Here is an 18,293-nt window from a genome sequence, read left to right on the forward strand (position 1 = left end):
TTTACACCCATTTAGCACAGTTTTCATGAAAGCATTTTTATCCTTATTAGCCGTTTCAGCCTTATTGACAACACTTATAGGCTGTTCTTCCACCAAAAAAATTGAAGCGCTCAAGCCGCTGCCCAGCGACAACACCCCAATGGTTATCAAAACCACAACCTCCTACATCAACATGCCGGTGGAAGTTCCGCTAAAAGAGGTTGAAAGCCAGTTAAACAAAACCTTAGCCGGACTGATCTATCAGGATACCATCATTGCAGACGATGATACCGAAATGAAAATCTGGAAACAGGCTCCCATCAAATTAATTGAGAAAAACGGCAAGATCCAATCGGTCTTACCTATGAAAATATGGATCCGCGTAAAATACGGCAGCGAGTATCTAGGATTGAGCGATATGAAAGACATCACCCTGAACGGAACCATCAAACTGCTGAGTGATGCCAAGCTATCCAACTGGAAACTGACGACCACTTCCGTTATTGAGGATTTTGAATGGAGCGAGAGCCCTTCCATCGAAGTAAAAGGCCGACATATCCCTATCACCTATCTGGTAAACCCTACGCTGCGCATTTTCAAATCGAAAATTGCAAAAAAATTAGACGAAGCCATCAACAAATCAACGGATTTCAAACCTCAGGTTTTAAGTGTACTGGAAAAACTGAGTACCCCTTTCCTGACTAGCGAACAATACGAAACCTGGTTCAAAATGGTTCCAAACGAATTATATGTGACCGATGCCGTGCTGTCCAAAAACAAGATTACGATGGACATGGGACTGAAATGCAACATGCAGACCATTGTAGGCCAACAACCAATAAGCACCTTCAAAAAAGAAAGCATCGTCTTGAAAGCCGTTAGCAAAATGCCTAATAAAATTGAAGCTTCTGTAGCTGCTGTTTCCACGTACGAAAGCGCTTCAAGAATCCTGACCAAGAATTTTCAAGGACAGACTTTTGGCTCCGGTAAACGCCAAATAACGGTTCAGAAGGTGGATGTTTGGCACAAGGACGGAAAAATGATCATTGCGCTGGACATGATCGGAAGTGTAAACGGGACGATTTACCTGTCCGGCTTCCCTAACTACAATGCCGTTACCAAAGAAATCTATTTCGATCAGATGGACTATGTCCTGAACACTAAAGGCCTTTTAACCAAAACTGCCAATTGGTTGCTTAGCGGCATGATTTTACGCAAAATCCAGGAGAGTTGCCGCTATTCGATCAAAGGGAATCTGGAAGACGGAAAGAAAAACATGCAGCCGTATTTAAGCAACTACTCCCCGATGAAAGGCGTTTTTGTGAATGGCTCACTAAATGATTTCGAATTTGACAAAGTAGAATTGACCGATAAAGCCATTATCGCTTTTATCAAAACATCCGGGCAAATGAGTGTCAAAATTGACGGAATGGAATAAGTTGTTGTAAGCAAAATAAAAAAGCAGTTTCTTTCGAAACTGCTTTTTTATTTATTGGCTTGTTTTTTCTTTCCATATTTTAATCGGTAGATCGCATAACCGAGCCCTGCCACCAGTATATAGGGAATCGCCATCAGATAGACAATACCATCGTTTACGGCTTCAGCCTGGACACCGGATTCTTCACTTTCCAGTGCGGCACGGCACATCGCACACTGCGCCTGTCCATCGAGAGAAAAGAAGAAGGAAAACAGAAGAAAGAAAAGAATAAATTTCACTCCTCCAAATCCCTTTGCTCTTTGTGCTTGTTTCATTTTTCTAATGCACATAATAAGGCGAAATCATCAAATATACAATCACCCCCGTAACAGCCACATAAAGCCACAACGGAAATGTTATTCTGGCAATCTTCTTATGACGTTCAAAACTCTTGGAAATAGCTCTTACATAGGTAATCAAAACAAACGGAATGATTACGATAGACAAAAGAATATGTGTAATTAAGATAAAGTAATAGATATATTTCAGCACACCTTCTCCTCCGAATTTTGTAGAGTCTGCCGTCATGTGATAAGCAACATACATCCCTAAAAAAGCAACTGAACAGGCAATAGCTATTTTAATCAGGATTTCATGCAAGGTTCTTTTACCGCTCTTAATCGCTAAAATGGCCATCAGCAAAAGAACAGCCGTAATGCCATTAATTGCTGCATAAATAGGCGGTAAAAACGAAAGGGGTTGTACATCATACCCTAATTTTCTGAGATTCACCCCAAACAATAAAGCCACTACTAAAGGTATCGTGACCGATAAAACGACAATCCATTTATTGTATTTCTTTTCTATTGACTGATCCATTATTCTTCCATTAATTTTTTAATATCTTCTTTCAACATATCGATGCCTGGCTGTTCCAAACCGTCGTAATACAAAATCGGGTTATCGAATTCGTCTCTTCTGCAACGGATATTCCCTTCCTTATCGACCAGGGCAAACATTCCGGAATGTTCAAAACCTCCCGGTACATTTTTATTTTGGCCGGCGTACAGGTTAAAACCGGTCTGGGCTAATTTAAAAATATAATCTCTGTCTCCGGTTAAAAAATGCCAGTTATAATGTTTAACACCCAATTGTTCGGCATGGTTTTTAAGATGTTCCGGGGTATCGGTAGTAGGGTCGATGGTTATCGAAGCAATGCCAAAATCCGGCTTTCCGTAAAACTCTTTTTGCAGTTGCAGCATGTTCTGGTTCATACGTGGGCAAATCGTAGGACAGGTTGAAAAGAAAAACTCAACCACATATACTTTCCCCAGATAATCTTTGTCTGAAATTTTTTTATGCTGCTGATCGGTCAATTCGAATTTAGGAACAGGACCTACCATATGCAAATCAGATTTCTGGAACTTGGCCACGATTTTAGGCACGGCCCAAATCCCGAAAAGCAAAACGATAAAAGAAATACCGATATAGGATTTATTTTTCATGAATTAAATTTTTCGCTTGTTGTTTTTCTTTAAGGCCAAACGGTATTCTGCCAGGATAATCTTAACGTCATCCGCCATTTCATTATGCAGATCTGCAGCTGAAATCGTATTGTAACCTTCTTTATATTCCTCTTCGCCTTTCTTGTTTTTACCTTTACGCCCTCTAAGGTTTTTGTCTTTATCGATGATAAACACATTCGCCGTGGCATTGTTCTGGTTCAGTTGACCGACAAGGTTCAGTTTACTATAAAAACCTGAAATAGCCTCCGGTTTGACAAACACAAAGTGCCAGCGTGACATATCCGAGATACGGCTCAATTCCGTATAGACTTGCTGCGCCCCTTGCTCCATGCCTTCCGGCAGTATGATCACCACCTGAAAGTCTTCAAATTCACGGTTTTTATTATAGATTTTCTGCTGTAAATTAAAAAGATTCCCTTTTTCTTTCACCAATTCGGTACCCGGGAAACCCAAGATGGTAATTTTCCCCTGAAGCTTAACCTCTTCCCCTTTTAACGACTTACTTAACGGCAATTCAGGAATGTTTGGTGTTACGGTAGGCAGCTTCGCAAAACTGTTTACCCCGGAAGCAAAAAACAGGTAAGCACAGATAGGCAAAGCAAAAAGAATCGTCAGAACAATGTATTTCTTCATTTTCAATATTTTTCCGGTACAAAAATAAAAAAAGGCACGCAAAGCGTACCTTTTTTATTCGTTAATATGGTATTAAAATATCCATTTATAGTGAGAAGTGTTGAAAACTTCATAAACATAATCCGCTTCAACCAACAAGATAAACACTAAATAAAGAATAAGGAACACCAACGGCCCAACAATTGACCATCTTAAGTTACTTTTCTCCCCTTCCAAGTGCATGAACGCCCACATGATGTAGTATGCCTTCACAACTGTCAGGATAATGAAAATCCAGTTCAATAAATTCATCGACAAAAGATTTGTCATGTATAAAGTATGCGGCTTCGTAATACCTAACCATACCTCTACAATTGTTACTAAGGAAAGAAACGCAAATACGCCCCAGATTCTCTTTGTATTAGATTCGTGTGAATGTCCCATGATAAAAATCTTTTGTAAATTATACTAAATAGAAGAATGTAAATACGAACACCCATACTAAATCTACGAAGTGCCAGTACAATCCAACTTTCTCAACCATCTCATAGCTTCTTCTCTTCTCATACGTTCCAACGATCACATTTAAGAAAATGATGATATTGATGATCACTCCAGAGAATACGTGGAATCCGTGGAATCCGGTAATGAAGAAGAAGAAATTCGCAAACAACTTATGACCATACTCGTTACGGTACATATTAGCGCCTTCCACTACCAACTTAGCCTCTTTCAAACGCTCTAACGATTGCTCTCTGGTAAGAATGGTTTTCTTCTTATTTGCATTGATTACTTCAGTTCTAACGCGAAGATCAGGGTTTGCCTTAAATCCTTCCACTACTTCTTCAACAGAGTATGTAGAAAGGGTTGGTTCGTCCATATACCAAACACCGTCTTTACGCTCTAATTGCTCTCTTTCTTTTGGCAAGTGTTGTGCAAAATCGGCAATAGCCACTCTTTCACCTTGTCTGTTCACAAACTGCAACATGGAACCTCCTCTTGTTTCAACAGCTCCGTGAGAACCCTGAATGAAGTTTTTCCACTCCCAAGCCTGAGAACCAACGAAAATCAAACCACCTAAAATAGTCAAAGCCATATAGATAGCAACTTTCTGCTTCTGCAATTTATGTCCCGCATCAACAGCCAATACCATTGTTACGGAAGAAAAGATTAAGATAAAAGTCATTAAAGCCACATAGTACATCGGCGCATCCACACCGTGTAAGAACGGAAAGTGGGTAAACACTTCATCGGCAATTGGCCATGTTTCAATAAATTTAAATCTCGAAAAACCATAGGCTGCAATAAATCCTGAAAAGGTCAAGGCATCTGATACGATAAAAAACCACATCATCATTTTGCCATAACTTGCTCCCATTGGCTCATTTCCGCCATCCCAAGTTTTTTCGTTAGTAGCTGTTGTAGTAACTGTCGCTCCCATTGTAAAGTTATTTGTTAAAAAGTTCCCAAATTTACATTTTTTTTCTATTTGTAGAAATAGAAAAATAAAAACAAATACAACCACAGAAAATCAAGAAAGTGCCAAAACATTGCACCAAGCTCAATACCAAGGGTTTGTGTAGAATTGTATTTTTGTTTAAAATGATTATAAATTATAATTAAAAGTGCGATTGTCCCCCCAATTAAGTGGGCAACGTGCATAATTACGAACGCATATAAAAACGAAACCGTAATCGACCCTGAACTACCCGTAGGCACATATCCACTGTCAAAAAGTTGGTTAAACCCTTCAAATTGAAAATAAATAAAGATAATCGCTAAAGCTAAAGTAATCAAAAGATAGGTTGTAGCAGCACTTCTTTTATCCTTTTTAATCGAAATTTTTGCCAGATGAAAGGTCACACTGCTTACCAACAATACAACAGTACTTATCACAAAAGCATTCGGCACATTCATATCACTAAGCCAGTCCGGACGCGATTTGCTGATAACAAAAGCACTGGTTAATCCGGCAAACACCATCACGATACTTACCATAGCAAACCACAGCAGCATTTTATACGACCTTGCTTTTCTTTCTTTTTCTTCCTGAATTGACATTTCCATAACTACTGTAAAAATTTATCCACAACATAAACCACCTGAAGCAATGAGATGTACGACACACTCACCAACATCAGTTTTTTAGCTGCTTTTTCATCCATTTCTTTATAAAGCTTCACCGCAAAATACAACATCCACAACCCTAAAAGCAATACTACTACTGCGGCTATATAACTCAACTTTAAATCACCTGTAAAACCAACTACGGGAATCAACGAGGCAATGATAAGCCAAACGGTGTATAATATAGTTTGCAAAGCGGTTTTCTTGTCCTGTTTACCTGTAGGCAACATAAAGAAACCAGCCTTTTCATAATCTTTGTATAAAAACCAGCCAATTGCCCAAAAATGAGGGAATTGCCAGAAAAATTGAATCAAAAACAAAGTACCGGCCTCGATACCGAATTCATTGGTCGCTGCCACCCATCCAAGCATGAACGGAATAGCACCAGGGAAAGCCCCCACGAAAACCGAAAGCGGCGTCATCGTTTTTAAAGGCGTGTAAACACTGGTATAGAGGAAAATCGAAATCGCTCCGAACATTGCAGTTTTAGGATTGATCGCATATAGAATTGCCAACCCGACAACAGTTAAGACCGCCCCTAAAATAAAAGCATTTTGCTTAGAGATACGACCGGAAGGAAGCGGACGGTTTTTAGTTCGGTCCATCAGAGCATCCAGATCTTTTTCGATAATCTGATTGAAAACATTGGAAGCTCCTACCATGCAATAGCCTCCGACAGCCAAAAGAATAAAGGTTCCCCACTGAAACGGATGCTCGTCCGAGAACCCTAAAAGATAGCCTACAATAGAAGAAAAAACCACACTAATAGCAAGTCCTGCCTTAGTGATCTCCTTAAAATCCACAAAAAGACCCGTCAGTGTGACGGTTTTTTCAGAAGTATTCAAAGTGGTTTTCATTTAATTGCTTCAATCGGCGGCAAATATACTTCAAAAAAAGGGATTATTTCAAAAGCAAAACCCTAAAATAAAAGCACAAATTCAGTTTTAACAAAAAAGGCAGCCTTTTCAGCCTGCCTTTTCTTTCTTATTGCTCCATATGTTTTTTCAAATCGTCCAATCCGGTTTGCAAGGCACCACCCAACTCCTTCTCCATATCCATTACCAACAACATTAAATTCATCGGATAAGGCATCGCCCCTTTAAAACCCCATTTGACTTTTGTTTGGTTTGGCCCCATAGATTCGGTAATAAAATAAGCATCATCTTCTGCCTCAAAAGGCTCCTTGAAACGCAATTTCACATCGATACGTTCGTTTTCGACAATCTTTACGATTTCCTGCTCACCTTTACCCACTTCTTTATTGGTACTTTCCCAGGCCGAAACAAAACCAACCTGACCATCGTTGCCTTTATATTCTTTTTTCATGTTTGGGTCTTTTTTGCTCCAAACACTGAAATGGTCCTGGTTTTTCAGGTTTCTTATAAACCCGAACACTTCGGCTTCCGGCTTGTTGATGATCACTTCACGCTCCACGGCGTATTCTTTACCGACAAATAAACCGGCAATCATCACTATCGCAAAAAGAGCGACAATAAACAACACTAATCTGATTAGGATTTTCATACTTTAAATTTTTTGATTGTTCTTAAAAGTACGAAAATATTTATTACAAACGATTAAAAATCATAGTACCAGTTAAACAAATCTGAACGCAAACCTATTGAAAACCAAGCCGTATTTGACTTAAACGTAGTAGCGGTTTCAGAAGCCGGATCAAAATTGCGGTAAATGAAATTTCCGAAAACCTTCAGGTTCATCACCGGATTTACGGTATATCCTGCCTGCAGATCAGCAATTAAGATATTGGTTTTATTTCCCTGACCGACTTTCACGCCTGTTTCATTGGCTCGCGGATGTTCTTCATCATTATAACTCAGGTAAATATTCCCCCCGTAATTTAAGTAATTCGGCGAATCGGCAAAATCGAATCCTTTTACCCCGACATTGATTTTAGCATCGGCAAACCATCTTCCTTTGTAATAACGGGCAATAGCCACAAATTCCCTGAAGTTGCCGCCCCACAAATGTCCCATGCTCTGGTTGTTGTGCGCATAATTGGTTATCACGCTGCTATGCGAGTACACATAAGGCCTAACATGGTTGTATTCCGCCTGCACCATCAGATTTTTAACTCCAAAAGCATCATAATACTTACCGCCTAACTGGTAGGCAAATTTGTTTTTCCAGCTTTGGTTTCCGGAACGCATATCGCTTAAGGAAAACTCATCCAACAGGAACTGTCCGTAAAAATTCACCCTGCTGTTCCATTTGTATTTTGAGGTAAGCCCCAAAGCCGCATTTCCGGTTTTGGAAGACGAGGTAAACTCTACGGTCCTGTAAAAAATAAGCGGGTTCACAAAACTCATATCAAACCCACGATCGTTGGTATTGGTCCAAATAACCGACTCAAAGAAGCCTAAATTCCAGCGTTTGTTCACATTCCAGCTCAAGTAGTGGTTTGCCATGTATTTGGTAGCATATGTTCCGTCTACGGTAACCTCCGGACGAACGTCTTTCAGCCACATATAGGTATTGGTGTATTTAATTTTCCAAAAAGTCGTATTGATTTTAAAAAAAGGATAAGGACTGGCTGCATCACTCGTTAACAAAGAACGGTAACCGTCACCCAAAAAATTTCTGCCATACCCCAACTGCAGATTGATCGTCTCGCTGGGTTTGTAGGTCAGGTTGGCTTCTGCGGATGGAAAATCATAACCGTCTGTTTTGAAACGCTTCGCAATTCCTATCCCCGGAATAATGGCAGGGTTTCCCCCGGAAGGTTTAATCGTTTCTGCATAAAAATTATAGTAGTCTGCGAAACGCCCCTGACTTTCATAAATACCGGTGGAGAAGAACAATTCTTTCCCCAAAGCCCCCTGAATCTGGATTCCTCTGGTGTTTACGAAAGTACTCTTAACCACTTCACTTTCAAAGTCTTTTCCCATGCGGAAATCCACAATCGGATTCATGGTAAACCAATACTTTTCCCCTTGAATGGCCACCAGGTTTTCGTTCCATATTTTTCGTCCAACCCAGGAATCAGTCTTCCTTAGATTTTTTTCGTAGTTTGCTTTAAGGTCGTAATATTTCGAAACTTCTGCATACGAATACGGTTTGGAAGCCGTGTGGTTGTTAGTGCCGACCATATTCAGCGCGGCATCGAACTGACCATAATTATTATGGGTAAATGGCAGGTTCAACGAACTTTTAAACTGCGGATTTTCAAATTTTTTATAAACGATTTTATCAAACTCACTGTTCTCAGCATCCGGATTGATTACATCGTTTTTACGTTTGGTGGCGGCCACTTGTTGTTCTTCTTCCGATAAAAAAGCAGCAGGCTGCACCAACGGTATTGCAATCTTGACCGAATACTTGGCATATACAGGTTTCCCGGAAAATTTAGCCGGCTCCACTTTTGGCAATTGGCCAAAAACGCGTTTAGTTTCCTCGATAAGCTCCGGAAAGGCAGCATCGGTATACAAAACCTTAAACCCACCCAGCGTATCGACTTCAAAAAGCGCTATCACCGTGCCTTTATAGTTTTTTTCAGAAACCGATTGTGGCACCTTATAATTATTAAAAATAAAGTTTTGAAGCGTATTGTAAAAACAAGCCTCCTGCTGCAAACCGGCCGACTGGCACTCCGGAAAAACCGGCAATTGTTCTTTATTGGTCTGTGCCCCTAAGGATTGAAAAAAAATAACCGCAAAAAATAGTTTTAGAAAAGTATTCATTTAAACCGTTCAAAAATTAATATTCATTTTCAGAAACTTCCCCGTTAACAATTGCTTTCGCGGAAGAAGTTCCAATTCTTTTCACACCCAAACCGATCATAACCAAAGCCTCCTCATAAGTTCGTACACCACCGGCTGCTTTCACCGGCAATGGGCAGGAATTCTCCAGCATCAGTTTGATAGCCGGAACCGTGGCCCCATTTGGCAAATTATCTTGCGTTTTATAAAAGCCCGTGGACGATTTCACAAAAACATTATCGTATTGGTCTTCTTTAAAATTGGACACCACCACATTTTTGATTAAGGCCGTGAGCTGTACAATCTGATGATCATCCAGGGCAGCGACTTCAATAATCCATTTCACTATCTTATGATGGGATAATCCCAATTTGGTTGCTTCCAGTACCTGTTTTTTAACCCAATCCGTTTCTCCGCGCTTGAAAGCCTCATAATCGATTACAAAATCCAGGTCATCCGCACCGTCCTTGATCGCCTTTTGCGCCTCTTGCAGTTTAGCTTCCAGCGTTCCGCCACCATCGGGAAAATCTATTACAGTTCCTATGGTTAGTTTTGAATGCTGTTCCGCAATCATTCCCTTAGCCATGGCAACCATATCCGGACGAATCATGATAAGTTTGAACCGCTCATCAATAGCTTCCTGAATAAAGCCTTTAACGATCTTGGCGTTGTCAACTTTGGTCAAACCCGCTTGCGAAGGTGTTTTCAGATAAGTCGAGTCTAAATAGTTTCTGATATCCATACGATAAAAATAAAAAAATCCCACAAGCGTGGGATATTTATTTGTTTTTTATTGAACCGATTTTGAATTTCTGTCATACATTTTCACCATCGCCATAACAACAACTCCCACCAAACTTCCAGCTACATTTGCCAAAACATCTAATACATCCGCTTTACGCGTCTCAGTAAAGGCATCCTGCAACAACTCGATGATTGTTCCGTAAAGCAATGTTGCGACTACAATTACAATTGCCGTCACAAAAAAACTCCAGTCAGCGAAGCGTTTTTTCAGATAGAGAAACCATAAAACCGTAAACACCATGTAAAACAACAGATGCACAATTTTATCAAATCCCGTAACGGCCACATTAGGCACATCACTTGTGCTTATCAGGCACGCCACAGCAATGGCTAAGGTCCAAAAAAAGGCTAATAGAAAATTTTTCTTAGGCGCCAATCAGTCCTTTATAATCGTCTGCCGATAATAACCCGTCAATTTCTGAAGGATCGGAGATTTTAACTTTAATCATCCAGCCTTTTCCGTAAGCATCGGTATTAACCGCTTCCGGTTCTGTTTCAAGCTCTTCGTTGAATTCGATAATCTCACCTGAAAGGGGTAAAAACAAATCTGAAACTGTTTTCACTGCTTCAACTGTTCCAAAAACTTCGTCTTTAGCCAAAGTCTGATCAAGGGTTTCCACTTCAACATAAACAATATCCCCAAGCTCTTTCTGAGCAAAATCGGTGATTCCTACTGTTGCAATATCGCCATCAAGGCTAACCCACTCGTGGTCTTTGGTGTACTTTAAATTAGCTGGTATGTTCATTGTGTTTAATTTTATTGCGCAAATGTACTTTATTCGTTTTAACTAAAAAAGATTTCGTGATTAATTTCCGAAGTTATAACGCAACGTAAACCCGGAACGGATGTTCGTAATCGGGAACGTTGTGGAAATAACTGCTTTTGAGAACGTATGGTCGTAGTAGAAAATCGCTGTCAGGTTTTTACTGAAAGAATAATCCGCGGTGAACTTAATCGACCATAAATCCTGACCACCGGCCAATTGGTTGTTATCATAATCCAGATAACGCACGATCGTTTTACTGTTTCGGTAAGACAAATCCGCTTTCAGGTTCAAATCACTCTTAATCACCCCGCCATTACTTTCCGCCAGACTTGAATTGAACGTTACGTCTTTGAAACGATATCCTAACCCTACAATATACTCATTTCCTTTCACCTCGGTTAAAAGGTTATTGTCAAAACTCAGGGACATGGCTCGGTCTTTCTTCATTTCTGCCAAAATCTTGAAAGAGTTCTTCATCTCAAAATCCACACGCACCAAAGGATTGAACTGTTCCACAAGGTTGACATTTGAGATAATGGTTTTCGGCTGGAAGTTTCCGCCGGAATCATAGGTAGCAACATCCGGATCGTATTCAAAATTCGAACGGAACGAGTTGACGGTATACGAAGAACGGTACCCGTGCTGAATTGAAAAACGTTTGAACGTATCTTTAAAGAACTGATAACGCATCATACCCGTATATTTAATATTCCAGTTCGGAAGCGGGAAATCCCTGAAGGCTGCCAAAGAAATCTTGGACTCTCTCTTATCACTGTCCACACTGTAAAACCCGGTGTAAGCTCCCAAAAAGGCCGGAATCAATACCTGCTGGCTGTTCTTACCAAATCCAATCGGATAACCGAAGTTCGGACTGCTCGCATCTGTATTAACCGGATAACTTGTCGTTCCGTAATGGGCTGTTGCCAAACGGTCAGCAATGACTCTACGGCTATTGATAAAGTCCTCAAACGGTGACGAAATATTTTCATTACTTGTTTTAAAGGCCGATCGTAACATCACCGTGGTAATGGAAAAGTTTCCAAAACTGTGTGGCGAATGCGGGTTGTAATCTCCGTTTGCCGAAACATCATACTGCTCGGAGAAATTCTTACTATAATTTCTGTCGGCACTCAAATCGATTTTAAAATCAGGGAATAATTCCAACTGACCTGTTACATTAAGGATCTTACTTTTTACCTGAGTAAAACTTTGGTTAAACTCCGGATAATAAGTCAACCAACCGTTACGGGCTGCTTCATAACGGACATCTGCTTGGCTACCTAACACGAAACCTACTGTAGGCCTTGAAGTCCCTAAAAACCCAACACTTGGCAAATACCCCGGAAGCACAGTTCCTTCATTTTGGGTATAATTCACCTGAAGGGTTTTCAAACTCGTTACTATACCGATAAGGCGTTGTGCGAAAAGGCCGCGATCAACGGTTTGTTGCTGATTGGTCTGCTGTAAACGCTGTCCCGGCTTAGGCGCTGTCGTTGGCTTAGGTGCTGCAGGCTGTTTTTTGGTCTTCGTCAACCCAACATATTTGTACAACGCATCCATATTGAAGGTTGTATTCAGTTTATGCGAACCGTTATTCTGAATGGTATTTCCTAAATCGAAATTAGAGCCTTGGTAATCAATATTTGAAAAGGCATCGGAAGCTCGTTGCCAACTGTAATCACTGGTATAGGAATACGTCGACTTCACAAAACTCAATACCGGAATCTTATTGATCGGTAAATCATAGTTCGCCACCAACTGCTGGGTATGTAAATTCGGTTCCCCGATGTTAAAATAATCGTGCCATACATTCAAATCATCAATCGGACGATTTTCTTCATCCAGATAATTACGAACGATATTGCTGGTGTTAACGGCATAGTTAAACTTCAGCGATTTTGTAAGGTTGAAATTAAATCCGTACTGATAATTGAAGAAGTAATTCCTTCTGTACAACGGATCCAATCCGATACCTTCCACTTCAACCTGTCTGAACTGCTGTCTGTTATATTGTCTCAGGATATTAGACGAAAACGAAATATTGTTTGGCAGGTAATTGAAGTTGATATCGCTCAACAACTTCCAATAGCTGCTTTTTTTGAAAAACTTAGTGTTTTTGAACGGCTCCACGGCTTTCGGCTTAAACGTATGCGCATAATCTGCGGATGTCCTAACCTGCTGGTCCAACAATTGCTCGATCTGGAAATCGTGATGCTCCATTTCATTATACGAATAGGAAAGTGTCAGGTTTTCAGGGTCGTAAAAATGTTGTTTTTGCTCAGGCGCGCGTTCTTTTTTAACCCCAATAAAATTGATACTGGTTCGCTTGGTATAATCAATAGCACGGTTTTCGATATTTTTTTTCTCAGCAGCATCTTCGGTAACATCCAACAACTGCTCAAGTTCGATATCCTGATAAAACGGATCGAATTTCGGGGTAATGATTTCCTCACCAACACCGTAGTTAAAAGGCAATGTGATGCCCCATTTCTTAGGCAAAAGCTTCCCAAGATTGATATTCGAAACCAAATTATACTGTAAAACGTCTTCACGACTTCTTTCGTTTGGCCCTTCTTCTAAAGCACCGAATCCGATGGTCGATCTTTTACCGGTTGCGGAAACATTTGCAAAATCGGCAAAATTGGCATCAAGATTTGCTACAGCTGCCCATCCGCCTTTGTTATCCATATCCGACATTCTTAGCTCGTTAAACCAAACCTCTCCGCGAATCACATCACCCGATTTGTTTTTCAAGCCGACCATGATGGTTCGCACTAAACCGAAATTAGGATTACCTTTAATCCCTAAGGTCAATGCGTTTTCCCTTCCGCTTAATGAAGCTTCCAGAAAATCCTCAGGCACGAACTGTATCCCGTCGGCAAGGTTATCATCCGGAGGCAGGTTATTTTGTAAGGCAAGAATTTTTAGCTTGGTCAATACATCCAACGGCAATTCAATCTCGTTTGCCGACGGCCACACCTGTCTGCTGTCAGATTCCCCAAAAGCGGTTGTTTTCAGTTTAATTTCCGCCTGATAAAAATTCTCGGTAAAGTCATTTCCAAAACGGATAAAAGCAATCATATCATCATCCTGAAGGTCCCCTGGATCTCCATCCGGTACAAGTGATTCGGCATGAAGGAACATTCTCAGTTTTTTGAACTGACGCATGTCTACATTCACATTCTTGAAGACCGCTCTCGCATCTCCATTTTCCAAACCTCCCGAGCCCGAGCCGTCCTTGCTGTAAACACGTAAGGAAAGTGACTGTTCGTTTTGATTGATTATGGAATTATTATTATTCAACTGCTCGCGGACAACACCCGGAGGCATGACATATTTTATCGGCTCGCGCTGGCTGTTCTCCTGTATATTCAGTGAGGTTACATCGAAACCGGTATTATCATCTCCGACATTACTATCGGTTTCGTCCAACGAAGACAAGTACCTTCTCCATTCCCCGCGAACCAAATCCAACGCACCGAAACGCAAGGTTATATCTTCCTGGAACCCGGACATATACATCCTCATAAAACGAATAGATCGGAAATCCGTAATGGACCCGATAATGTTATCCGGATCATTCTGCAATTCCAAAATCGGGATTTTATATAAAACCCAGCGTACTTTTTTGGTACCACCGGATACCGGAACAGCGTCATTCACACGCGTATCGGCAACATAATCCTGCCCAACCACAGGGTTTGGTTTGATAGGAATATTAACCTTAAAATAGGCATTAATCGTATTCATGGTGTTGTCTCGATTAATATCTTCCACATCCGGTAACGTAGTGGAGCCTCTGTTGGTATCGCTTAATCCTACCGGTGAATTTCCTTCAACCCCGTTATAATTTCTGTAGCGCTGGATTACGCCCCCGCTGGCATTCAAATAGTACTGATAGTTATCTGCGGCCGGATCGGGATTGGCAGCAAAACCGGAGAACTTAACCGCTTCATCCGCATCGGTAAGCCCGTTATACCCTACATCCTGAACGGCTCTATTGGCGTCGTTGGTATCAAAAGCATAAATCAAAGACTGGGAATATGGGATCTTACCCCAGATCGAGGTATTGGTCTGTGTGGACGAACCCGCTTCCGGAAGTCCGTTTTCATATAGTTTTCGTCCGTCATTTAAGATGTCTTCCGAAATTTCACCAAGATTAAGGGTTAATGTCCCTAAATTGGTTTCAGGCGTAACATCTTCCGGACTGTCATTCGGATAATAAGGGTCCATCATCCAAAACTGAACATATTCCACATTGGCCTGTTCAAAGTTGGTAGAGTTAATGGAACGCGTAATACCTCCCCAGTTTTGTGTTGGGTTCGGCAAGGCATTCGTTATCGGATCTGCCGCCGGATTAAAGTTATACGGCCCTCGTTCCTGTGGGTAATACGATAAATCCAACGTACTCACCACCGTACTTTGTCCTTGGGCAATATCGGTATTCGGGTATAACTCTTCACTGTAAACCCTTCTGACTTTGTTCGAACGCAAATCTGCCTCTGATATTCCTGCCGGACGTTGGGAATCCACATAGAATACCGGGTCAATGGTGTACCAGGAAAGTTTAGCCCTTTTGTAACCGACATTTAAATTCTCCGGAGGCGTAGTCTCATCATCGTTAATCCCATCAAAATCCCCTTCCAATGGCGTACTGGACAAGAACCATGATTGTGGGGAACGCATGTCGATAGTCGTTAACGAGCCTTCGAAATCGTCCACATAAACAGTTGCTTCTCCATTAAAACTGTCGTTTTTGGAAGCCCCTGGCATTAAGTACGCAAACTCTCCACGGAAAGAGATATTTGAAGGAGCATCCGTATCAAGGTTGGGTAATTTATTAACCATTCGGGTAAAGAAAGGCACTTCTGTCGAATAGTTTGCGTTTAGGCCAAAAATAGTATTGTTTACCGATTCCTGACCGTAGTTCGATTTTTGGGTGAATGGTCGTTCAGACATTCTAAGCAAAGTACCGCCTATCTGAAACTTATCGTTGAACTTATGTTCTACATTAACCCCGAAAAACCTTCTGGTTTGCTGTCCGAAAACCGAATTGTTCTCAAGGGAAACCTGAATCGGGGTATTGGAAGCCTGCAAAGAAGGATCAAGAATCTGCACGCGGCCTCGCTGATAATCTACGGTATAATCGATCCCTTCCACTAAAACCCTACCACCGGCTGTTACCACAACAGAACCTTGAGGCACGTTGAAAGCGCCAATGGAAATTCCATCTCCGCCTGTAGATTTAAACCTACCTTTTAACTGATATTTATTCTTCGCACTTTCCTGCAACGCCGCTGCCTGTGACTTCTGGTACATGCTTCGGAAAACATATTTGTTCTGATTCACATTGAACGTAGTGGTCGTGTTTTGTTCATTATAATCTTCTGTCGGGCTGGTTCGCAATTTCTCGAAAAGCTGTTTACCAAAAGGCTCTACAGTAGTAAAAATAATTCGCCCGTTCTGCGGATCCACGGTCATACCAGGTATGAAATCAAAGAAACCGTCTCCACCTTCCTGCGGGTCATTCGTATAATTCAGACGGTCCATGTTCATCACCTTAAGAAGTGGTGTTTCGGCAACATTTGATGGCAACGGTAACGGTATGTTTCCGGCTGCATCCTGATAAGGCCTGATATAGTTCAACGGTGATGGATCGGTGTATAAAATGTTGAAACGGAAATCTTCCTGACTTAACTGAAACGCGCCCGGAATCTGATAGATGTTTTTCATCATTAAATTCCAAACCGGCTCATTAACACTGTTCAGGTTACTTTTAAGCATTTTCAGCAACAAACTCTGAGTTGTCGGAATACCACCGCTTACTTGGGTAGCATCTACTCCGTCGGTTCCAAACTCCCCTACCTGGTATACTTCATCACCGATGGTATACTGGTAAGCCACGGCAAGCACTTCATCATTGGCAAGGCGCTGGTTCAAGGAAATATATCCTAACTGTGGATGGAACGTATATTCGCTTTGCGATAATTTTCTGGCGTTTTCCAATTTGGCATAGTCGCGACCTTCTGTCATCCCTACACCATTGAAACCACCTGACGCAGTGGCCACTTCTCTAATATCAGGGTTCAGCAAACCGGCTCCATTAGGGGCGTCATCAATTAGTCCCGGATCAAAAAGGTTATTCTCGTTATCCGAAGGTGTATTTACCGATGTTCCGTTAAAAAAGCCAGGGATAGTCCCATAGTCAACCCCAACGGTTAACGGTGTAATGTCAGCGCCTGCTTCATTACTAAGCTGGCCTTCCCCTAAATCCTGTAGGGCAATAATATTTCTGAGATTATTGTCCGTTGTATTGATTCGGTTCTGTTTGTTGGTTATCCAGACTTCCACACGGGTAAGCTGAACACGGCTGCTGATAATCGGATAAGTCTTTAACGATTCGTCGTATTTGTTTCTGAAATACTGCGACAGGAAATAGTGTCTGTCGGAATCATAATCCAAGGCAAACAATTCAAAATCCTGTAAAGTACCGCCGCTTTGGGCCGTCACGGTTTTAGTCTGTGATTTCTGTTCTGAGAAAACCCCCGTTACGGTTGTCTTTCCAAACTGCAACTGCATCTTGGCTCCAAACAAACTCTGCGCCCCTCGGATCAGGGAACTGTTCAGCGGAAAACTGACATTACCTACTTCGATTTTTCGGATGATGTCGTCTTCGGTCGGAGTATATTCAAGTTTGATAAGGTTTTGAAAAGCAAAGGTGGACTGCGTATCGTAATTGGCATTCACCATCAGTCGCGTACCTACTTTCCCCTGCAAACTCATGCTGATGCGCTGATCGAAATCAAACGTAAGCGATCTTCGGTTCCTTGGCGAAAATGACGGATTGTCCTGTTTGGTATAGCGGATACCTAAATCCATTTCTACCGATCCCTGTGGTTTTACATCGATGGTATTGCTCCCGAAAATGCTTTCAAAGAAGCTCGAATTAACATAATACCTTGGCAATAAATCTTTTTTGGCTTCCTCGCTACCTTCTTTTTTACCGTCTATGGCACTTAATTTCTTTTGGAAATATTCGCGCATCGACTCTCTCAAAACCAATTCTTCGTACTCGGCCGGCGTTAAGATTATCGGATAATTAATATTAAACCCTTCGAAAGTTTTAGTATAAATATACCGGTTGGAATTGGGATCGTACGTATAGGCCTCAACTATGCTTCTAGGGTTGGCAAGTTGGATCTGACCTAAATCCGAGCCGGTTTTTACCGAATCCTGAACCTCTTCATCCACCTGAGCCTGAACAGCCGGTGAACAAAAGAACAAAAGAGCCGTGAAAAGCAGCTTTGTCAAAACAGACAGTCTATTAGGGTATCGCGTTTTCAAG

General features: G+C 41.3%; 15 protein-coding genes. 1 reads left to right on the forward strand and 14 read right to left on the reverse strand.

What is annotated here, in order from left to right:
• Positions 1–25 precede the first annotated feature (25 nt).
• Positions 26–1,417 carry a DUF4403 family protein gene (locus tag ACWPKD_RS05910; RefSeq protein WP_455411746.1) on the forward strand — a complete coding sequence of 464 codons (1,392 nt, stop codon included), beginning with the start codon at positions 26–28 and terminating at the stop codon, positions 1,415–1,417.
• A gap of 47 nt (positions 1,418–1,464) precedes the next feature.
• On the opposite strand, the gene ACWPKD_RS05915 is transcribed toward ACWPKD_RS05910, so the two are convergent.
• The 14 genes from ACWPKD_RS05915 to sov all read right to left on the reverse strand — a co-directional run bounded on the left by ACWPKD_RS05915 (position 1,465) and on the right by sov (position 18,259).
• On the reverse strand, positions 1,465–1,731 hold the full coding sequence (locus ACWPKD_RS05915) for a hypothetical protein (protein WP_455411747.1): 267 nt from the start codon (positions 1,729–1,731) through the stop codon (positions 1,465–1,467).
• A 4-nt stretch (positions 1,732–1,735) separates the two neighbouring features.
• Entirely contained in the window at positions 1,736–2,275 is a 540-nt protein-coding gene (locus ACWPKD_RS05920) for a DUF420 domain-containing protein (RefSeq protein ID WP_455411748.1), read from the reverse strand.
• Positions 2,275–2,901: an SCO family protein gene (locus tag ACWPKD_RS05925; RefSeq protein WP_455411749.1), complete on the reverse strand. Its 627-nt coding sequence runs from the start codon at positions 2,899–2,901 to the stop codon at positions 2,275–2,277. Before ACWPKD_RS05925 ends, ACWPKD_RS05920 begins: the two co-directional genes overlap by 1 nt.
• 3 nt (positions 2,902–2,904) lie before the next feature.
• The gene (locus ACWPKD_RS05930) at positions 2,905–3,555 is read right to left on the reverse strand and encodes a hypothetical protein (RefSeq protein ID WP_455411750.1); all 651 of its coding nucleotides are present in this window, start codon (positions 3,553–3,555) and stop codon (positions 2,905–2,907) included.
• Positions 3,556–3,627: 72 nt separating this feature from the next.
• A complete protein-coding gene (locus ACWPKD_RS05935; RefSeq protein WP_455411751.1) occupies positions 3,628–3,978 on the reverse strand; it encodes a cytochrome C oxidase subunit IV family protein in 351 nt (116 codons plus the stop codon).
• 19 nt (positions 3,979–3,997) lie between these two features.
• On the reverse strand, positions 3,998–4,975 hold the full coding sequence (locus ACWPKD_RS05940; RefSeq protein WP_455411752.1) for a cytochrome c oxidase subunit 3: 978 nt from the start codon (positions 4,973–4,975) through the stop codon (positions 3,998–4,000).
• Between the two features lie 44 nt (positions 4,976–5,019).
• Entirely contained in the window at positions 5,020–5,601 is a 582-nt protein-coding gene (locus tag ACWPKD_RS05945) for a cytochrome c oxidase subunit 3 (RefSeq protein WP_455411753.1), read from the reverse strand.
• 2 nt (positions 5,602–5,603) lie between these two features.
• Positions 5,604–6,518 (reverse strand): heme o synthase, encoded by a 915-nt coding sequence (gene cyoE, locus ACWPKD_RS05950; RefSeq protein ID WP_455411754.1) that lies wholly within the window; start codon positions 6,516–6,518, stop codon positions 5,604–5,606.
• A gap of 127 nt (positions 6,519–6,645) precedes the next feature.
• Positions 6,646–7,185 (reverse strand): SRPBCC family protein, encoded by a 540-nt coding sequence (locus tag ACWPKD_RS05955; protein ID WP_455411755.1) that lies wholly within the window; start codon positions 7,183–7,185, stop codon positions 6,646–6,648.
• Positions 7,186–7,238: 53 nt separating this feature from the next.
• Positions 7,239–9,359 carry a gliding motility protein RemB gene (locus ACWPKD_RS05960; RefSeq protein WP_455411756.1) on the reverse strand — a complete coding sequence of 707 codons (2,121 nt, stop codon included), beginning with the start codon at positions 9,357–9,359 and terminating at the stop codon, positions 7,239–7,241.
• A 16-nt stretch (positions 9,360–9,375) separates the two neighbouring features.
• Entirely contained in the window at positions 9,376–10,119 is a 744-nt protein-coding gene (gene deoC, locus ACWPKD_RS05965) for a deoxyribose-phosphate aldolase (protein ID WP_455411757.1), read from the reverse strand.
• A 48-nt stretch (positions 10,120–10,167) separates the two neighbouring features.
• A complete protein-coding gene (locus ACWPKD_RS05970) occupies positions 10,168–10,557 on the reverse strand; it encodes a VanZ family protein (RefSeq protein ID WP_455411758.1) in 390 nt (129 codons plus the stop codon).
• Complete coding sequence (gene gcvH, locus ACWPKD_RS05975; protein ID WP_455411759.1) at positions 10,547–10,927, reverse strand: glycine cleavage system protein GcvH; 381 nt, start codon at positions 10,925–10,927, stop codon at positions 10,547–10,549. The genes ACWPKD_RS05970 and gcvH overlap by 11 nt, the downstream gene beginning before the upstream one ends.
• Before the next feature lie 60 nt (positions 10,928–10,987).
• On the reverse strand, positions 10,988–18,259 hold the full coding sequence (sov, locus tag ACWPKD_RS05980; protein ID WP_455411760.1) for a T9SS outer membrane translocon Sov/SprA: 7,272 nt from the start codon (positions 18,257–18,259) through the stop codon (positions 10,988–10,990).
• Positions 18,260–18,293: the final 34 nt, after the last annotated feature.

This window comes from Flavobacterium pedocola, assembly GCF_053764385.1.